This is a genomic window from Steroidobacter cummioxidans (assembly GCF_003104955.1).
On sequence record NZ_LSRW01000041.1, the window covers coordinates 76883 to 96807 of the forward strand.

At 57.9% G+C, this 19925-nt stretch carries 14 protein-coding genes and 2 pseudogenes; 3 read left to right on the forward strand and 13 right to left on the reverse strand.

Features of this window, described 5'->3' with window-relative positions; genetic code table 11:
• Positions 1 to 7: 7 nt before the first annotated feature.
• Positions 8 to 1591 carry a PQQ-dependent sugar dehydrogenase gene (locus D0550_RS19800; protein WP_116810921.1) on the reverse strand — a complete coding sequence of 528 codons (1584 nt, stop codon included), beginning with the start codon at positions 1589 to 1591 and terminating at the stop codon, positions 8 to 10.
• Positions 1592 to 2549: 958 nt separating this feature from the next.
• Between D0550_RS19800 and D0550_RS19805 the strand changes: the two genes are divergently transcribed.
• Together D0550_RS19805 and D0550_RS36025 are read left to right on the forward strand one after the other, a co-directional pair.
• Positions 2550 to 4961 carry a DUF5060 domain-containing protein gene (locus tag D0550_RS19805; RefSeq protein ID WP_161965940.1) on the forward strand — a complete coding sequence of 804 codons (2412 nt, stop codon included), beginning with the start codon at positions 2550 to 2552 and terminating at the stop codon, positions 4959 to 4961.
• Between the two features lie 1187 nt (positions 4962 to 6148).
• Positions 6149 to 6898: pseudogene (locus tag D0550_RS36025) on the forward strand (ATP-binding protein).
• A gap of 202 nt (positions 6899 to 7100) precedes the next feature.
• Here the strand turns inward: D0550_RS36025 and D0550_RS36900 are convergent.
• The 12 genes and pseudogenes from D0550_RS36900 to thrS all read right to left on the reverse strand — a co-directional run.
• Positions 7101 to 7342: pseudogene (locus D0550_RS36900) on the reverse strand (DUF1153 domain-containing protein); the annotation flags it as partial.
• Between the two features lie 344 nt (positions 7343 to 7686).
• Positions 7687 to 8829 carry a nucleotide disphospho-sugar-binding domain-containing protein gene (locus D0550_RS19825; protein ID WP_161965941.1) on the reverse strand — a complete coding sequence of 381 codons (1143 nt, stop codon included), beginning with the start codon at positions 8827 to 8829 and terminating at the stop codon, positions 7687 to 7689.
• 793 nt (positions 8830 to 9622) lie between these two features.
• Positions 9623 to 10048 carry a hypothetical protein gene (locus D0550_RS19830; protein WP_116810925.1) on the reverse strand — a complete coding sequence of 142 codons (426 nt, stop codon included), beginning with the start codon at positions 10046 to 10048 and terminating at the stop codon, positions 9623 to 9625.
• A gap of 131 nt (positions 10049 to 10179) precedes the next feature.
• Complete coding sequence (locus D0550_RS19835; RefSeq protein WP_116810926.1) at positions 10180 to 10743, reverse strand: RNA polymerase sigma factor; 564 nt, start codon at positions 10741 to 10743, stop codon at positions 10180 to 10182.
• A 317-nt stretch (positions 10744 to 11060) separates the two neighbouring features.
• Positions 11061 to 11417 (reverse strand): MerR family transcriptional regulator, encoded by a 357-nt coding sequence (locus D0550_RS19840; RefSeq protein WP_116810927.1) that lies wholly within the window; start codon positions 11415 to 11417, stop codon positions 11061 to 11063.
• Complete coding sequence (ihfA, locus tag D0550_RS19845; protein ID WP_066919939.1) at positions 11398 to 11697, reverse strand: integration host factor subunit alpha; 300 nt, start codon at positions 11695 to 11697, stop codon at positions 11398 to 11400. Before ihfA ends, D0550_RS19840 begins: the two co-directional genes overlap by 20 nt.
• Positions 11698 to 11712: 15 nt before the next feature.
• Entirely contained in the window at positions 11713 to 14094 is a 2382-nt protein-coding gene (gene pheT / locus D0550_RS19850) for a phenylalanine--tRNA ligase subunit beta (protein ID WP_116810928.1), read from the reverse strand.
• A gap of 43 nt (positions 14095 to 14137) precedes the next feature.
• Complete coding sequence (gene pheS, locus D0550_RS19855; RefSeq protein WP_116810986.1) at positions 14138 to 15172, reverse strand: phenylalanine--tRNA ligase subunit alpha; 1035 nt, start codon at positions 15170 to 15172, stop codon at positions 14138 to 14140.
• 180 nt (positions 15173 to 15352) lie between these two features.
• Entirely contained in the window at positions 15353 to 15721 is a 369-nt protein-coding gene (gene rplT / locus D0550_RS19860) for a 50S ribosomal protein L20 (RefSeq protein ID WP_116810929.1), read from the reverse strand.
• Positions 15722 to 15732: 11 nt separating this feature from the next.
• Positions 15733 to 15930: a 50S ribosomal protein L35 gene (gene rpmI / locus D0550_RS19865; RefSeq protein ID WP_116810930.1), complete on the reverse strand. Its 198-nt coding sequence runs from the start codon at positions 15928 to 15930 to the stop codon at positions 15733 to 15735.
• A gap of 153 nt (positions 15931 to 16083) precedes the next feature.
• The gene (gene infC, locus D0550_RS35295; RefSeq protein ID WP_194074846.1) at positions 16084 to 16608 is read right to left on the reverse strand and encodes a translation initiation factor IF-3; all 525 of its coding nucleotides are present in this window, start codon (positions 16606 to 16608) and stop codon (positions 16084 to 16086) included.
• A 3-nt stretch (positions 16609 to 16611) separates the two neighbouring features.
• Entirely contained in the window at positions 16612 to 18540 is a 1929-nt protein-coding gene (gene thrS / locus D0550_RS19870; RefSeq protein WP_174842507.1) for a threonine--tRNA ligase, read from the reverse strand.
• A 210-nt stretch (positions 18541 to 18750) separates the two neighbouring features.
• On the opposite strand from thrS, the gene D0550_RS37165 reads away from it, so the two are divergent.
• A complete protein-coding gene (locus D0550_RS37165) occupies positions 18751 to 18960 on the forward strand; it encodes a hypothetical protein (protein WP_116810931.1) in 210 nt (69 codons plus the stop codon).
• Positions 18961 to 19925 lie beyond the last annotated feature (965 nt).

Here is a 19925-nt window from a genome sequence, read left to right on the forward strand (position 1 = left end):
CAGGCTATTACTGAGAAGGCCGACTTAAGAAGCCTATGATTTTCCTGCGGGTATCTCCGTCCGTCACCGGAGGTGAGGCCATTTTTGTCCCTGGCACCAGACCAGCGGGGTTCTCCAGGAACTTGTTCAGCATATCAGGATTCCATTGAATCATTCCTCCAACCATGTTTGATGAATAGTCAAAGCCAGCCTTCCTGCCCATGAAATTGTTGTAGACTCCGTCTAAATTGGGTCCTATCCCACCACCCGCCACTGCCTTCCCGATGCTATGGCACCCCGAGCAGCGTTCCATGAAGGCGCGATGACCTGCGGCGACATCATCTTGCGAGAGACTATCGATCTCCGCCTGACTCAGAGAAGGCTTGTCATTGCCAAATTTGAATGGTTGCTCGATTTTTTTGGCAACACTGCTTAGTTGCTGCGAGGATGGTCGACCGGGCATTATCCTTAACAAGCTCCCGCTCTGGTGATCGGTCAACAAGTACAAGTGGTTGTCAGGCCCAATTTTTACGTCACGAATGCGCACTTCGAGATCCAGCAGCATTCGTTCTTGAAGTACAAGTCGTTGAGCGGGGTCGATACGCAGGCGCATCAATGCCTCGCCGCCAAGGTTTCCGACAAAGTAGTCACCGTCCCATGATGGGTAGGTAGCCCCCCGGAACCTGGTAATGGCGGACGGCGTCACGGATGGGGTCCATACTACTATCGGCGCCACGACATCTGGCGCTGTCTGGGCGGGAGCCACCGCTCCTGTGTTGAGGTACGAGAACCCCCAGCTTGCCTTTGGCCATCCGTAGTTAGATGCTGGTTTGATTAGGTTGAGTTCATCGCCCCCGCGTGGGCCGGCCTCGGTCTCCCATAAGAGAGCACTGGACGTGTCCTCAAATAGCCCAAGAGGCACTCTATGCCCTAGAGAATATATTTCCGGAAGCGCGCCTTCCACGTTGATGAAGGGGTTGTTAGGGGGAACAGACCCGTCAGAGTTGATTCTGAGGATCTTTCCAAAATGGGAATCAAGCTGCTGCGCCCGATTTAGTTCTCTGCCCTCGGCCACCGCCAACAACAGCGTTCCATCTGACATCAAGATCATCCGCGAAGTGATGCCGATTGCCCCGCCGCCGACTCCCTCTTTAGAGCGGAAAATTCTTCTGACATCCTGGAGCGCCCCCCCCGATAGCCGAGCGCTGTACACGGCTGCATAACGCAGTTCAAACGTCCCCTCGGATATGTATAGATAAATCCTGTGCGTCGACGGATACTTCGAATCGACAGCAATGTCTCTCATACCGTCAAAGAGGCCTTGGTAGCTCGTTGGCACGCCAGAAATGGCCTTCGGATCAAGGCGTCCATCTCGAACTATGCGCAATGCGCCCTGTCTCTCAGCGATTAACACATCCCCATTGGGCAGCCACGCGATGGAGGTTGGATAGCTCAAGCCACCTACGACTTGTTCTACCCAGTATTGCTGCTTACTGTCTGAGACCCTGATGCTGACGAGCTCCTGCAGCTCAGGTTGCGCCGCAGCACTGGCCGTAATCGCAACTAGGAAGAGGCCGCCCCACATGCAGGAGCTCATTCCCGAGATAGCCATGCATCAACCTCTCCACTGCCACTAGCTACTATCCCGAGGTGAGACCGGGTACGCAGCAAGGGGCGCCCCTGGATAGCCCTGTACCTCCTTTGTAATGGCGCTGGTTTGGCACTGCTTTCGACAGCAGCTGATTCTCGTACTGCTCGCGATAGTCCTGCGGACTGGACTCGCAGCGTGCCGACCAGCGCTTGATCTCGTAGCGTCACCCCTGGGGTCATTACATTGAAACGATATCTCGTTGGGCTTAGAGATCCGCGGCCGGATAGATTGATTCAAGTCGTCTAGATTGAATAAGCGCCAAGGGGCGTCGCACGAGGATCCAGTGACACACCAAGCGCGCGGCTAGGCCAGTGCCGCAGCGACTGCGTGCGCATCGCTTTGGCATACGCATAGTCACCTGTGCCCATCGCACTTCCGAACCGTAATGTTCAGAGTACTCATCCCACAACGACTACGATGTCGCGTGTCGAAAGCGTTTGAGCTGTTTTTTTCTCGCACACAGTCTGGCACCACTTGCGCGCTGGCTTTCGCCGACGTCGCCAATTCGACACTTCGCTTCGACCGCACTGATGCCGCGCGCACGCACCACTTGGAGGTACAGCAGGACGCGATACTTCGAACTTCCTCCAAAAGTAGAACGCCAGACTCCAACAACTGCAACTCGATCGATCTACGGTTATCCAGGACTCCTAGGCGGGGCCTCTAAACGGCGTCAACCGGTCCACGGCACGTGGCGTGGTGCTCACCTGTTTCATCAGTAGGCACGACACCGCGGATCACGCCACGAAGCTGAAACGTCCGGAACGGGCCATGTGAAACAGCGCGTATCCGATCTTCGGTTGGCAGTACGTCGTAGAGATCGCCTTTGTCGGAGTGCAGCGTGAATCGATTTCTCGTAGTTTTACTCTTCTATTCTCTTCTGAGCCCCCCCGCGCTAGCCTCACGCAATGATCGACATGTGTCCACCGATGTCTTTGAGGCAACGTTCTCGTCTAACAAGGAATACGCCGATCCATTCAATGACATCGACGTGGATGTAATATTTTCCGGCAACGGGAGGACTTGGCGAGTCCCAACTTTCTGGCGGGGCGGGAACAGCTGGGGAGTAAGGTTCTCGGCACCACTAGCAGGCAGTTACAGCTTTCGTCTCGAAAGCACGGACAGAAGCAACCCCGATCTCAACGGGCATAAAGGGCAAATGGTCCTCACTGGGTACAGCGGTACAAACACGCTACTGAAGCGTGGCCCTCTGAAAGTGAGCGCCAACAAGCGGTATCTTCAGCACGCGGATGGGACGCCATTCTACTGGTTAGGCGAGGGACTCTACACCGCTCTTTCGGATCGAATTGGATGGGATGATTTTCAAAAATTGACCCTGGACCGGAGGGCCAAGGGATTCACAGTGGCCGAGGTCGCCGCGGGATTGACAGTATCGAACGAGGAGCGTGCGCCGATCGATCCTGGCTTCCGCAACGAGGGTGGACCAGTATGGGATCCGGACTTCAAGCGGATCAACCCGCAATATTTTGACTACGCCGATCGCAGGATCAGATTTCTCGTCGATTCCCAGATCGTGCCAGCTATCATCGGCGCCTGGGGTACCGAGATCAAAGTGATGGGCGTGGCGAAGATGCAGAAGCATTGGAGGTATCTCATCGCCCGTTACGGAGCGTATCCCGTGATCTGGATTCTCGGCGGGGAGATCAGCGACCCCCCCATAAACCGCTCCAGTGAAGAAAAGAGCCTTCCCTCCTCTGCAGGCTGGTGGACTCAAGTTGCTCGGTACGTTCGCGAAATCGATCCATACAAACATCCGCTGACAGCACATGAGGGAGTTATTCCGCACGATGTCGCGCTTCAAGAGGAATCGCTGACTAGCTTTGATCTCACTCAGCCCAGTCACTTTGGCTGGTCAGCCATCGGGATTCAGATTGCCCAGTTGAATACGCGATCGTCCAGCACGCGGCTTAAAAAGCCAATCGTCGTGGGCGAAATTGGGTATGAAGGCATGGGAGGCACACACTTGCAGGATTTTCAGCGAACTGCTTTCTGGACCGCAATGCTCAACGGCGCTGCGGGCTACAGCTACGGCACGAGCGAGATTGCGATGGCCACAAGCTTAGATAAGCCTCTCCATCGCACACGATACTCGTTCTATACCTGGGAGGAGGCGATGAACTTCCCTGGCTCGTATCAAGTAGGGATCGGCGCAAAGCTGCTTATGAAATATCCGTGGTGGCAGATTGAGCCGCATCCGGAATGGATTATCCCACGTGGGACTACGCTACTCGAGCCCCATGAGGGTAGGCATGACATGGATCTAGGTCCACCCGAGCCATTTTTGGCCAGAGACTCAGCGGAGACTTCACTACCCATCGCCGAATGGGACTACCCGAAAGGGGAATGGAAGAGGAAAGGCGGGAACTTTCTGTTGCCTTATGCTGCAGGGATCCCTCGCAAACTTCGCATCACTTATATCCCATACTATGGATTGCTAAACTTCGTGAGCACGAGGCCGCCGACCATCCTCGGATTAGAGGATGGCGTCACGTATCATGCCTACTATTGGGAGCCTTCCCTTGGAATTAAGTTCGACTTAGGCACTGTGGCAAAACCTGGACCAGGCCACCTGATTCGAAAGGACAAATTCAGTAAAACAAGCAGTGACGCATGGCTCGCAACCGAATTGTCTTCCGCTCGTTTCGATGGTCAATTGATCGTCGAGGGACGCTCAGCCTTCCTGTTGAAGGATGTTAATGAGACCGACTTAGTGGCTTCCGTGGACGTGCACACGGACTCCGATGCGGCGCTACTCCTACGTTATCAGAATCCCGATAACTACGTAGCCGCGGTCTATTCGCCCATCGAGAGAGCGATCTATATTGCCGAGCGCAAAAACGGCCGAGACGGCCCGCCCCGTCCACGAACCCAGATTAAAACAACCGCGCCAACCGTGCGCCTCATGGCCGAGATACGAGATACGGTAGTCGCTGCTTCAGTCTTCGATGGAGACCAGACATACTCTACAGCCATCGAAACTGTATCAATGATCGACAGTGGCGCTGTCGGTCTCATGCATGAAGCCCCGGCAACGACCCAGAGCTTCTCGAACTTCGAGTTACGCAGGAGCCCAACGCTTGTAAAGGACGAACGTCTCGAGAGAAAGATCTACGATGCACGCGGAATTTATCGTGGCGAACTCGCAGGTCCGGGCATTCCAGACGTCCCTCAAGACTGGCCGGTCGGCTGGGATGACTTCGGCAAGCGTAAGTATATCCTGCTGAGCGCGTATCGACCGGACCGCCCCCCGGTCTCCGGCGACTTGGTATTGGTGCTTGAGAATCGTGCTGAGCTAGGCAACGAACGTTAAACAGGCTTTGGATGGCTTTCTGCAGGATCGGATTCATACTCAGTTAACTTTGGCAGACTGCACTGAGGACCTTGACGATACCCACGTGCCTTGGGTAGCAGTTCGTTCTAGAGTCCTGTACTGTACGCTTGGTTTGCCATCTTTGATCCACGTCTCAATCTCTGAGGGTGGCAGGTCGTGAGCCCAGCTGGCTTGAGCGACCGTCATCACCCCAGTACCAGCGTTTGATCGTAATGCCTACTCAGGTCATGCTGCTACTTTGAATACCTCAGCGAGTGTTCTTATCCCTAGTGACTGATGAGATCTGCCGTTGCTGTAGAAGTTGATCTCATCGCCGGTGCCTCGACTGGCGTGGCACCAGATCTCAGAGCGATGACGGTACACGCATTGGCTGCTCAGCGTGCGGATGACGCGTTCCACCATGCCGCTCCTCCAGTGAGTGCGGCGTGACGAACTCCTGGCTGCGTATTTCACGCCATGCCGGTCGCCGGTTTCACAGCATGCCGGTCACCGATTTCGCGCCAGGCCGGTCGGCCATTTCACGTGATGCCGGTTGCCCTGGAGGGCTGACCCGACGATCATGGAGTGAGGCGGGACAACCACAGCTATCGTCGATGCCTTTTGCCGATGACAGAGGATCGAAGGTGGCGCAAGAGAGTTGTCCATGCGGAAGATTCGGGAGATTTAGCGGCTCAGGTTCACCGGACTGAATCCGCGGCAGATCGCCGCCAGCGCTGGCGCCGCGCTGTCAACGATCCAAGAGTGTCTGCGTCGTGCCGCGCAAGCCCAGCTGAGCTGGCCATTGCCGAATGAGCTCGACGATGAGCGAATGGAGGCGCTGCTGTATCCGCGCAAGCCCCGCGAGGATGCGGTGGCGCTGCCCGACTTCGCTGATGTTCAGCGCGAGTTATCACGCCCCGGCGTGACGCGAATGTTGCTCTGGCAGGAGTACAAGGCCAGGCACCCAGCGGCTCGCTCAGGACTTCAGTCCGGCGCGGCTCGCTGCCGCTTGCGAGCGCGCACTTCTGCTCAAAGCCTGCAACTACCGCAGCGTACGTGTGCTCATCCTCACGCCGCCCTCCGAACCTGGCGATGCTCGCCAGTTATCGCTCGTGCAACGACACAACGACAACGTGCGCGGGCCCGAGTACTTCCATTGACAACGGAGATCCTGATGCCTTGAGCACTTGCTACGTAGCGCCCAACTTCAAGCGCTGAGCTTCGAGGAACGCCTTAGCGTGATGATCCAGCACGAGATCACGGACCGCGACTCGAAGCGACTCGCGCAACGGCTACGTTGGGCGAAGCTGCCGCAGAATGCGGCGCTCGAAGACCTCGACACATGCACTCCGCGCGGCGTCGATCCGAAGCTGATCGCGATGCTCGCTGCCTTTACCTGGATCAAAGAGAAGCTCAACGTGCTGATCACTGGACCTTGCGCCGTCGGCAAGAGCTTCATCGCCAGCGCGTTTGCGCACGCCGCCTGTCGCGCCGACCACTCGGTGCGTTCATATCGCTTGGCGCGACTTATCGAAGAGCTGCCTCGTCATCATGCTCAGGCCAATCGCTCGGCGTTCCTGAAACAACTTGCGAAGGTCGATCTGCTCTAAATCGATGACTTCGGACTCGCGCCACTGGCTGACCAATCAAAGTGGGATCCGCTGGAGATCCTCGAGGATCGCTAGTACAAGAAATCCGCGCTCATCACCAGTCAGCTTCCGGTCGATCAGTGGCACGCGTACATCGACGAGCCCACACTTGCCGATGCCATCCTGGACCGGGCTCGTCCACAACAGCCATCGAATCACTCTCAAAGGCGGATCCATGCGCAAGCGGAAGGGCATGAATGCCTCCAATGTAGCGGCCGACTGACCAGCATCGCTACACTGTCCACGTTCGCCACCATCCCGCCTCGCCGACCGACCGGCATGCGGTGAACCCAGCGACCGGCATCACGCGAAATCGATGACCGGCATGAGTGAAATACGCACTCCTGGCGCAGTCCATAGCTGCGCACGAGCGCCGTGTAGCTGGGGTCGATCAAAAAGGGGGGGAGTGTCTGATTTTTTGTGTGTAGAGCCATACACTATCCCTACGGGGAAGGAGCAGGTATGGCAAAGCAGAATCCCCGATGGATCCCTCGCCCGGCAGGGACTGCAATTTCCACGGGCACTCGGATCCTGCGTCGCCTCGCCGTAGGCCTCCTGCAGATCCTTCAATTGCTTCTTGTACTGTCCGCGAAGATCCTGCGGACAAGCTCGCAAAATGCTCTCCATGCCACACTGTCGATCCATCCACTTTTTGATCTCCGAAGGCGGAAGATCGAGGGCTCGACTCGCTTCAGCGACCGTGGTCTTGCCTCGAATTATTTCCAGAACCAGCTCGCTCTTATGGCGCGCCGCCCAGCGTTTGAGCTCGCTCGTCCAGTCACATCAATATTCTCAAGTGTTTCTCCAGATAGATTGTCACCTGAGCAGATCGCCACTCGGTCATTGCGAATGCGAATGCCAATTCCAACTTCAAAGCGGCCCGAATGTCTCCGGCTCCTGAGGAAGCAGATATTCCCACACGTAATCTGAGGCGACAATTCCCCACGCATCTCGGCCGCACGCCTCAACAGCGAAGGGTTCACCTCGAAAGCTTCTCGAGACGATCTCGCCGCGAAGTTTTATGCACATGTAATTTGAGCTCATCAGACAATGATTGAGGCCTTTCGGCCATCAAGCTACACGCAGTGACGCTCCATAAACTCTTCAACACGATTCGCCACCTCCTCTCCGCCGGGCTCGTGCTGAACAGTTCGCTGCATCAGACGCACTCTTCGGAGAATTTGTTGACTTGTTGTAACTTCGGTTACTGCTTTTCTCAGGCTCTCAGCATTAACTTCCTCTTGCTTCAGGTGTATGCCAAGACCCAGACGAGCCCATCTCTCACACAACTCTTCTAGCTCTATATCCTTTGAAGTCATCACCAGCGGAACGCCGTGATACATGGCCTCGCTGACCGTCGTAGCTCCGCCCGTGCAGATCAGCAGCGTCGCTGATGCAAGAGCCTTGACAGCCGAAGTTCCCTTCACATGCTGGAAGTTCTTTGGCAGAGGCTGCAATTCGGCCAGTTTCGAGTCATCCCCCGGGAACAGAACCACATTGAAAGGCATGCCCGAGAGCGCTTCAATGCACACTCTGAAGTAGTCTGAGCCAAGAATATAGGTGGTTGATGTGATAATCAGCACGGTCGGCAAGCCATCTCTCGCCGGAGGCCGCCAGTCTCCTAAGTACGGCTGCTCTCCGGCACAGCGGCCCGCGTAAACACAACTCTCGTCAGCTGCCCGTCCGACAGGATCAAGATCCGTTGGGAATAGATAGATATTGAGCCTCTCTCGATTGAACAGATAGCCCGAAGATGGAACCCCACAGTCCCTTAAGAAATCATCCGCATCTTCACTGAACCTTAAAGCCCCCGCTTGTGCAGCTGGATTCTCGAACTGTACTGCGAGAAATTCCTTGGAAAATGCAAAATTTGGACTTATCTGAATTGCCGGGACTCCCCATCGATGAGCCAGAATGCGTCCAGCCATATTTGCTAAATCATATATTATCAGATCAGGCCTCTCTTCCTCGAAAAGAGCGGCCGTGTCAGTCAGTGTACGTCTAGCAAGATTGCGCAGCCTGTCCTTCGTTCCCGATGAATCGAGCGCCGGGATAGGCAGATATCTTGCGCCAGCATGAATGACTTTCTGCGAGAACTGTTCAGATATCGCGCAAGTAACTAAATGCCCTCGACGAACCAGAACGGAAATTATAGGAAGCGCCGCGGGCAGATGGGATGTATAAGGCATACTTATGAAAACGATGTGTCTTTTCTTCATGTCGGCATCCTTGGTTTCACACTGCTGCGGGTACCATACGGTACTCAATCTCCTTCCCGCTGTGCTCGCATCAGTGAATGATCTCAGTTCCCTTCCTCGACACTCGCCGTAACAGCCAGCCGTACACTGCATTAGATCACAACGACCTGAGAGGTTAGGCACTCGGATGCATGGCGAGTTGACAACCTGACGTTGATGCCGCCATGTGGACCGCAGCAAGTAACATACGTGACGCCCCGACTGACGATATGACATGATTATGAATCGATGTTAACTTCTCATGAACGCACGAGACGACCTCAGCCATATCCCTGAATGGGAGTGGTTCTACTTTCCTTCTTCGAGAAGCGCCGCAACTTTTAATGACACGTGATCGTGCATACAATCACACGCGCGTAGTCTTGTTTTGAACGAATCCACCGTGACTCCATCATTCGAAACTTGGGCATAGCAGAGCACTGCTCGTGTAGATGCTCCCCAGCGATATCAAGCGCTACGGCATGACGCCCCCCCCCCTTTACGGCACGAAAGTTCCTTTGGAACCGGAGCGCAACCTCGATCGCATGTCCCTGGCTATCAGTGTTCGGCGCGGCGGCGTCAATCGTATTCCCGGCATACAGAGACCGAGCTCAATGCGGCCCATGAATGCGCTGAATCGCTTGCTGCGTTGTGGAATGCGGACTACAGAATTTGGGTATGAGGCAGCATCGTAGCGCGATCGAATCACCCGCCCTCGGCTTTGATCATTCATCCAATCTACTCTCTAGCGGTCGGCCGCGGTGACCTATGCTCTTCAGACGATTGTCCCCGCTAGAGTTGAGATCATCTCGCGAAAGCTATTCAGCTCACCTTCTAGATTCTCAATGATCTCCTCGGCGAGCGCATCGAGGCTCGTCTGCCCGCGAGCGATCAATTCTTCGTGCTTGAGCTTGCGCCATCGGCCACCAGATCTCTCGCCTACATCCCATGCCCCCGCTACGCTTGTGACGATTTTTCGGGTTGTGGCAGCCGATGAATTCCTGAATGTCGCCGAAACCTTAGCGGCTTCTTCTTGAGCGCACGATGGGCGTTCGCGCGATAAAGGTTTTTTGATCGCTTCCCTGTTATCGAAGATAAGTACATTCGTCATGACTCCGCGGGCATGGAAGATACCGGCAAACACAAAATCGCATGCCAAATTGGTTATCTTCAGAAGATGCTCGAGAACAACCTTACCCACACCGACCGAGAAGGCCCTTTTGACTTATGGGCAGGATAGCGCAGGACGGCTGATGACCGACATCGGCGGCCCATCACATAGAAGCGTTCGATTCTTTTGTATAACCCAAACACAGGTGCCACCCCGCCCTATTATTTCTTCGAGATCCCACCCACCCCCATTCCATCCAACCGACACCTTACCTGAGCATACGCCCTCACCAACTCCCTCCTCACAATCCCCGGCGTCATCCTTACCCGCTTCGCAATCTCCTCGTACGTCAGCCCCTCATTCACATGCATCAACAACACCTGCCGCTGCCTCAACGGCAACTGATCCACCGCCGCCTGCATCTGCTTCGCCAACGTCTTGCCAACAACTAACGCCCCCTGATTCTTTTCTTTCTCAGCAGTCCCCTCCGCCTCCTCTTCCTCCAGCCACTCATTCCGCGGCACCCCACACCACTCATCCACCACGTTCGCCGCAACCTTCAGCACGAACGTCTGCGGACACTTCATCAAGGTGGCATCGCTATACCCCGAGAAACGGACGAACACCTCCTGTGCCACGTCTTCGAGATCCACGGTTTGAGACGAGGGACGGCCCCATAGCCAGCGGCGCACCGCGGCCTCCCAAGTTGAAGTGAAGGACCGCTTCGTCTGCGGTGCTGCTGCGACGGCGACGGGCGCACGGACGCTCACAAGGCTGAGTTTCATTGCAGCTGTCCCCCTTTTCCTGCATCGCCGCCAAATGAACTTTGTTCAGATATATACCTCGTAAAATGAATAATAGTCAAATTAAAGGAGGCCAATTGCAACGCCCGCACGGTCGGGCGGCGCGCCTCATGGAAGCGAGCTCGAAGATAGCGACTAATGAGCAGTCAACGAGGGGTAACGCAAGCGTTAGCGCGCTGGCGCGAAGACTACAGACGGCGGAGATGGGACACGGATGAGTGTCGTGGACGGGCCGGGATCCGGCCCATCGAAGCGCCACCGCAGCGAGTGGCGCAAGCGGACGAGCTAACCAAAGACAGTTAGCGTCGCAAAATTCTCAAGACTTCTTCGAGCTCGGTGCGGAGCTGCCGCACGATCTGCTGGGCCTGAGTGAGGTCGTCCCTCGCCTCATCGCCTTGCAGTCGATTGCGGGCACCACCGATGGTGAAGCCCTGCTCATATAGAAGAGAGCGGATCTGTCGAATGACGAGCACGTCCTGGCGCTGGTAATAACGACGATTGCCCCGCCGCTTCACGGGCTTCAACTGGGGAAATTCCTGCTCCCAGTAGCGCAGCACGTGCGGCTTCACGCCGCACAGCTCACTGACTTCGCCGATGGTGAAGTAGCGTTTGCCGGGGATCGCCGGCAGTTCGCTGTTATTGCCTGCTTCCAGCATACGCTTCGACTCGAGCTTTCAGTTTTTGGCCGGGACGGAACGTGACCACGCGACGGGCGCTGATGGGAATCTCCTCGCCGGTCTTGGGGTTGCGCCCGGGGCGCTGGTTTTTATCACGCAAATCGAAGTTGCCGAATCCGGAGAGCTTCACCTGCTCGCCCGTCGACAGCGACGCGCGCAGCTCCTCGAAAAACAGGTCCACCAGCTCGCGAGCCTCGCGCTTGTTGAGACCGAGTTGGTCGAACAATGCTTCTGCGATCTCCGCTTTGGTCAGTGCCATGCTGCTGTGTCCCGCTCATTGGTCCCGGAGGGTGGCGTTCAGTTGACGACCCAGTTGTTCGACGACCTGCGCCACGAGGGCATCGGCTTCGTTGTCCGTCAGCGTGCGGGAAGTATCCTGCAAATGCAGGCCTAAGGCTATGCTTTTCTTGCCTTTCTGCAACTGCTGCCCCTGGTAGACCGAGAGCACGGTCAGACGCTTGAGCAGGCTGCCGGCACTCTGCTGCACCACGGCCCGCACCGCCTCCACCGGAAGTGCTTCGTCGACGATCGATGCAATATCGCGCCGGATGGCCGGGTATCGGGAAATCTCCTCGAACTCAGGCACCACTGCAGCAAGCCCTGTGGCGGTCTCGAGCTCGAAGACGAACACCGGATATGTCAAATCCAGGCGACGCGAATGCTCCGGGTGAACTGCGCCTAACCAACCGACGGGACGCTCGCCCCGATAGATCCGGGCGGACTGGCCCGGGTGCAGCGCCGGATGGGTCTCCGCCACGAAGCGAAATTCTTCGGCCGCGCCAGTGAGGGCGATCAGCGCTTCGACATCGGACTTCACGTCGAAGAAGTCGACTTTGCGTGGCTCGGCGCCCCACTGCTCCGGCAACACGGCGCCGGTTGCGACACCTGCGATGACTTCGGTCTCGCGGTCCGCAGCGTAGCGACGGCCGACTTCGAACAGGCGAACGCGCGGCTGTTGGCGACGCTGATTGCTGCCGAGCGCCTGAAGCAAGCCTGGCCACAACGACACGCGCATCACCGCAAGCTCCGCGGAAATGGCGTTGCTCAGCGCGACAGCAGGCTCCGGGCACAGCGCCGCTTGATACGCCTGATCCGTAAACGCGTAGTTGATGGCCTCTTGATAGCCACGATCCACCAGCAGATCGCTCGCGCGCTCGTTACGAATGTGCGCCTCGGTCCAAGGCGATGGCACGTGCACGCCGATCTCCGCGGCTTCCGGAATGTTCTCGAAGCCGTAGAGACGCGCGACCTCTTCGATCAGGTCTTCCTCGATGCGAATGTCGAAGCGCCAGGTCGGCGGCGTCACTTGCCACTGCCCTGCGCTGCCGCGAACCATCATGCCCAGGCGCTCGAGCAGCGCTTGCACCGTGGATGCGTCGATCTTCGCGCCCAGCACGTGCTCGACCCGCTGATGTCGCAGGCGAATCGGCGCAGGCGCCGGATAGTTGCGCGATGCGCGGGTCACCACGAGCGGACCGGCGCTGCCGCCGGCGCTGTCGAGCAGCAGTTGGGTGGCGCGTTCGATCGCACGCTCCTGCAACTCAGGATCGACGCCGCGCTCGAAGCGCTGCGATGCATCAGTAATCAACCCATAGCGACGGCCGCGACCGGCAACGTCATTGGGATCGAAGAACGCGCACTCGAAGAACACATCGACGGTGCCGTCGTTGATGCCGGAGTCTTCTCCGCCCATGACGCCCGCAAGTCCAAGGATGGAGCGTTCATCCGCGATGACGAGCACATCGGGCGTGAGAACGATTTCGCGGCCGTCCAGCAGCGTCAGCTTCTCACCGGTCTTCGCGAATCGAACGCTGATGCCGCCGCTCAACTTGCCCAGATCGTACGCATGCATCGGCGCACCGAGTTCGAGCATCACGTAGTTGGTGATGTCCACGACTGCGCTGATGGGACGCAGACCCGCGCGACGCAGGCGCTCCTGCATCCAAAACGGCGACGCGGCGTTCGCACGGATGCCGCGAATCACGCGACCGACGAATTTGTAACAACCCACGGGCGCATCTGCGGTCTTCGCCGTCTCGATGTGCACCGGGAACGTATCCGTGATCGTCGCCGCGACCGGCTCGACCACCGGCGGATGCAACGGCTTGCCACGGGCAGCGGCGACTTCACGCGCCACGCCCTGCACGCTCATCGCATCACCGCGATTCGGCGTGAGGTTCACTTCGAAGATGGTGTCATCGAGCGTAAGTGCGCTGACGAGCGCCTGCCCTGCCTGCAACTCCGCCGGCAGATCGTAGAGACCTGAGGCCTCTTCATTGATGCCCAGCTCCTTCGCCGAGCACAACATGCCGGAGGATTCGACGCCCCGCAGCTTCGCACGCTTGATCTCTATGCCATTGGGCAGCTTCGCGCCAATGGTCGCAAGCGGCGCCTTCATGCCGACGCGAACGTTCGGCGCGCCACACACGATCTGAAACTCTTCGGTGCCGGTAGAGACGACGCAGACGTTCAACTTCTCGGCATCGGGATGTTTGGTCACCGAGGTCACTTCACCGACCACCACGCCCGGCAGCTGCGGACCCGCAGCGGCTATGCCCTCGATCTCGAGGCCGGCCATCGTCAACGCGTGCGCGAGCGCCGGGACGTCATCGCCCGTGTCTACCCAATCACGCAACCAGTTGAGGCTGATCTTCATCGAAGGCGTTCCAGTGCTTCAAGAACTAGGGTCGAGGCGGCAATCACGCGAACTGCTTCAAGAACCGCAGGTCGTTCTCGAAGTACAGGCGGATGTCGTTCACGTTGTAGCGCAGCATGGTCAGGCGATCGATGCCCATGCCGAACGCATAGCCGGTGTAACGCTCAGGATCGATGTTCACGGCCTTCAAGACATTGGGATGCACGACACCGCAGCCGGACACTTCCACCCAGCCGGTTTGTTTGCACACACGGCAGCCCGAACCGCCGCAGGAGACACAGGAAATATCGACCTCGGCTGAGGGCTCCGTGAACGGAAAGTACGACGGACGCAGACGCATCTTCACGTCCTTCTCGAACAGCTCGCGCATGAAGTTGTGCAACACCGCCTTCATGTTCGCGAACGTAATGCCCTCATCCACCACCAGGCCTTCAACCTGATGGAACATCGGGGTATGCGTCATATCCGAGTCGTTGCGATACACGCGCCCGGGCGCGATCACGCGAATCGGCGGCTTCTGTTTTTCCATCGAGCGCACTTGCACGGGCGAGGTGTGAGTACGCAGCAGCCGGCCATCCGGGAAATAGAACGTATCGTGCATGGCACGCGCCGGATGATTCTCCGGAATGTTGAGCGCGCCGAAGTTGTGCCAGTCATCTTCGATCTCGGGGCCATCGACGATGGTGAAGCCCGCGTTACGGAAGATCTGCTCGATGCGACGACGCGTGCGCGTGACCGGATGCAATCCACCGATCGCCTGTCCGCGACCCGGCAAGGTCACATCGACCGCATCGCTTGCCAGCTGCGCGGCGAGCTTTTCAGCTTCCAACGCCGCACGACGCTCCTCGAGCGCCGTCATCAACGTTTGTTTCGCCTGGTTGATCTTGGCACCAGCGACGCGCCGAGTCTCTGGATCCATCGCGCCGAGCGACTTGAGCAACTCGGTGACGGAGCCCTTTTTGCCGAGCAAGCCCACTCGCGTTTCCTCGAGCGCTTGAACGGTTGGACTTTGCGCGATCTCGCCGAGCGAGGCCGCGACGACCGCGTCCAGATTTTCGTAGGTAACTGTCAGAGTCATGGCTTTACGATGTTCGCTATCGAGGCGCGTGCGCGCCAACCCAACCATACAGGCTTCTGAACGGATTCGCTCGTATCCGGCCCGACTACAAATGGAGACATTTTCGGGCTCTTGAGACGAATCGGGCGTCACTATGGACGCCCGATTCAATCAACACTTATCGAGCGTAGCGCCCGAGGATCAAGCTGCTTGCTTCAGCAGGCTGTCCCGAGCTTTTTGCGCGATGACTGCAAACGCCGCCGGATCGTTCATCGCGATGTCGGCCAGCACCTTGCGGTCGATGGACAGACCCGCGAGGTTCAAGCCAGCGATCAGCTTGCTGTAAGACAAGCCGTGAACGCGAGCTTCGGCGTTGATGCGCGTGATCCACAGAGCGCGGAAGTTGCGCTTGTTGGTCTTGCGATCGCGATACGCATACTGGCCGGCCTTGATGACGGCCTGCTTAGCGGCGCGGAAAACTTTGCGACGGGCGTTGTAGTAACCCTTCGCCTTCTTGAGGATCTTCTTGTGACGGGCGCCCGCAATGACGCCTCTTTTAACGCGTGCCATGTCTTAATTCCTCACTTCGCGTTCGGGAGCAACTGCTCCATACGGACCAGATCCTGCTTCGCAACCATCGAAGGTGCGCGCAGCTGACGCTTACGCTTGCTCGGCTTCTTGGTGAGGATGTGACGACGATGCGATTGGGCTCGCTTGAACCCTTTGGCAGTCTGGCGAAAACGCTTCGCCGCTGCCCGGTTGGTCTTCAACTTAGGCATTGCATTTCTCTAACGTTGTTAGCCTTTGAGGAACTTCGGCCGCGAGGCCTAGCCCTGTCAGGCGGGACAGCGCCGACTTTTAGTAAGTCATTGCTGTTCGCTTGTTGTGCCCCTCTGTTCTAACGAACTGGGGGCACTTGATTGTTCGACGGCCTACTTCTTCTTGGGCCCGAACATCATCACCATCTGCCGTCCTTCCATGAGCGGGTTCTGCTCGACCGTGGCGTACGGCGCCAGATCGTTCTGCACTCGCCCAAGCAATTCACGGCCGACTTCCTGATGAGCCATTTCCCGGCCACGGAACCGCATGGTTACCTTGGCCTTGTCGCCCTCTTCCAGGAAGCGGATCAGATTACGCAGCTTGACCTGGTAATCGCCTTCCTCGGTGCCGGGGCGAAACTTCACTTCCTTGATCTGTATCTGCTTCTGCTTGCGCTTCGCTGCATGCGCCTTCTTGTTCTGTTCGAACAAGTATTTGCCAAAGTCCATGATTCGGCATACCGGCGGCTCCGCCGTCGGCGATACCTCAACCAGGTCGAGCTCGGCGTCTTGTGCCATCTTCAACGCATCGAAGCGGCTCATGACGCCCATCTGTTCGCCGTTCGCATCGATCACCCGCAACTGAGGCGAGTTGATCTCTTCGTTGCGACGGATGCGTTTTCCTATGGGAGCAGCGATGCGTTATACCTCCAAACAAGTCCGGCCGCGGCTCGCGACTTCTTCGGCAAGCTTCGCGGCCAATACCTCAACAGGCATGGTCCCGAGATCTTTGCCACTACGCGTGCGCACGGCCAGAGAATTTGAACCTGCTTCGCGGTCGCCGGCCACCAATAGGTAGGGCACCCGCTGCAGGGTGTGTTCGCGAATCTTAAAGCCGACTTTTTCATTGCGCAAGTCTGAAGTCACGCGAAGCCCCTGATTTTTCAGGACTTCAGTGACGCTATGCACGTACTCGGCCTGGCCGTCCGTGATGTTCATCACCACGGCCTGCACCGGTGCAAGCCAAGTCGGCAACTTGCCCGCGAAATGCTCGATCAAAATGCCGGTGAAGCGCTCCAGCGAGCCGAACATCGCCCGATGCAGCATGACCGGGGTGTGCTTTTGGCCGTCTTCACCGATGTAGTGCGCGCCCAGCCGCCCGGGCATGTTCAAGTCGACCTGCAGGGTGCCGCACTGCCAGTCCCGACCAATGGCGTCGCGGAGCACGAATTCAAGCTTCGGCCCATAGAAGGCGCCCTCGCCCGGATTCAACGTGTATTCCAGGCCAGCGGCGGTAACCGCCTGTTTCAGCGCGGCTTCCGACTTGTCCCACACCTCATCGGCACCCACGCGCTTGGGCGGACGATCGGAGAACTTGATGCGCACGTCGGTGAAGCCGAAGTCGGCATAGATGCCGAGGATCAGCTTGGTCAGGTTGACCGCCTCATCGAACAACTGATGGAGCGCGACGAAGCTGTGACCGTCGTCCTGCGTGAACGCACGAACGCGCATCAGGCCGTGCAACGCGCCCGAGGGCTCATAGCGATGCACCTTGCCGAATTCGGCAAAACGCAGCGGCAGATCGCGGTAGCTGCGCAAACCCTGGTTGAAGATCTGCACGTGGCCCGGGCAGTTCATGGGCTTCAAGCAGAACTTGCGCTTGTCGGGCAGCTCCGTGAAGAACATGTTCTCGGAGAACGTGGCGAGGTGACCCGACGCATCCCACAGCTTCACATCCATGACTTCAGGACCGCTGACTTCCTGCCAGCCGGCGCGACCCTGGTACTGACGCATGTAGGCAATCAGCGTCTGGAACAGCGTCCAGCCCTTCGGATGCCAGAACACGGCGCCCGGCGCCTCTTCCTGGAAATGGAACAGGTCCTGTTCCTTGCCAATCTTGCGGTGATCGCGCTTCTCGGCCTCTTCCAAGCGCGTGAGATACGCCTTCAGCGACTTCTCATCGGCCCAGGCCGTGCCGTAGATGCGTTGAAGCATCTCGTTGCGCGAGTCGCCCCGCCAATAGGCGCCGGCGACCTTCATCAACTTGAACGCCTTCAGCTTGCCGGTGCTCGGCACGTGCGGGCCGCGACACAGGTCGACCCAGTCGCCCTGCCCGTACAGGCTGATGTCTTCCTTCTCAGGAATGCTGGCGATGATCTCGGCTTTATAGATTTCGCCTTGATCCTGGAAGAACTTCACCGCGTCATTGCGGCTCATCACGCGGCGGCTGACTTTCTGGTCCGCCTCGGAGAGCTCGTGCATGCGCGCTTCGATCGCGCTCAAGTCTTCGGTCGTAAAGGGGCGCTTGTAGGCGAAGTCATAATAGAAGCCGTCCTCGATCACCGGTCCGATCGTGACCTGCGCCTCGGGGAACAGCTGCTTTACGGCCTGCGCGAGCAAGTGCGCGGTCGAATGCCGAATGACGTCCACGCCCTCGGCGTCACGGCTCGTGACGATCGCAAGCTGCGCGTCCTTATCAATAAGGTAGGAGGTATCGACGAGACGGCCGTCGACCTTACCCGCCAACGCCGCTTTGGCGAGACCGGCGCCGATATCGGCGGCGACTTTCTCGACCGAAACCGGTTCTGCGTAAGTGCGCTGGCTGCCATCCGGCAGGGTGATTACAGGCATGAGGCGAGAGAATTCAAGCCGTTAGCGGCAGAAAAAAGGACGCGCAGTATGCCCGGAGGCGGTGGGGCAGGCAACCGCGCCGGCGGCGAGCCGGGAAGCTGAGCATTGGTAGCACCCGTAGCGGCGATTAGCCGGGCGAGCGCCTGAAGATTCAAGTGGTTAGCGCGGACTCCTAGGGGATCTGCGAGGCCAACCCGAGGATAGTAAACGATGAGTTCGGTATTCGATCAGTGGCATTGGCAACCGCCCGCGCGCTTTCAGCGCATCTCAACTCGTCGAAACGAGCCCTGGACGCTCATCGACTACCTGGCGACCAAGGCGGCGGGCCCGGGCTGGGTGGGCGTCGATCTATTCTTCGCCTCGTCCGGCTTTTTGATCACCGGCATCCTGCTGGATACCAAGCGATCGCCCTCGTACTAGCGCACGTTCGTGGCTCGCTGGGCCGTGCGAATCTTTCCGCTCTATTTCCTCTATGTCGGCGCCGTCGCTGTCACCGCCTATTGGATCACCGTTGATGCAAACGATCGGCTTCAGCGCCTTGTCGCTCACCTTCGCCGGCGTGATTCATTGGGTGGTCCAGCACGGCAATCGCCCGCTCAGCGCTCCAGTTCTTCGGACGCTACAGCTATGCGCTGTATCTGTTGCATGGGTTCTCGATGGTGTGTGTGATGGAGCTGTTAGAACGACGGCACAAATCGTCACGGGAAGTCAGGCAAGCGCGTGATATCAAACTCGTGTAGTTCCATCGATTCATGCACCCACGGGCTGTACCGGCCATGGACGAAGGCGCCACTGTCGAGAAAAAACTCGCTTACGCCATTCGAAGATCTCCGAGGACATGAGGATGACCACGGGTGCTCGGGCCGTCGTCCTCATCGCCGTCTTGCAATGCTTTCTTGTAAACCGGTCGACCGTAAAAGAAATAGGAGAGGCGCTCACCGAAGACGGCACACGGGACGCTCGAGTACAGTTCGCCGCGGCGGATGATTTGGTGGAGCGTATATACATCGGCGGTATGACACCACGCGAGTCCTCCGGGACAGGGCGTGACCTGCTCCAGCCAAATCGACAGGGGAGACGGTTCCAACCTCGAGGTGTAGGAAAGCATTTCATTGCTAATTTTCTGTCCCGCTTCCCCAAGTTACCCAAGTCACATCCGCGTGTGGTGATCGCGGCGCCCCTTCCTGGTGAATAGACTGGATGAGAACCGTTGCTGACCAAGCGCAAACTCGAGGGTCACGGACTTTTTGGTCGATGTCGCGGAGCCGGGCCGGACTGCATTGCGCGAAGCGCCTTGGCCCGTCGCAATAATCCATCTCCGTCACTACGGGTTGCCTGCTTTGCTGAGTTTGTGCCCCGGCGATGCTCCTTTCATCTCGTTCTGT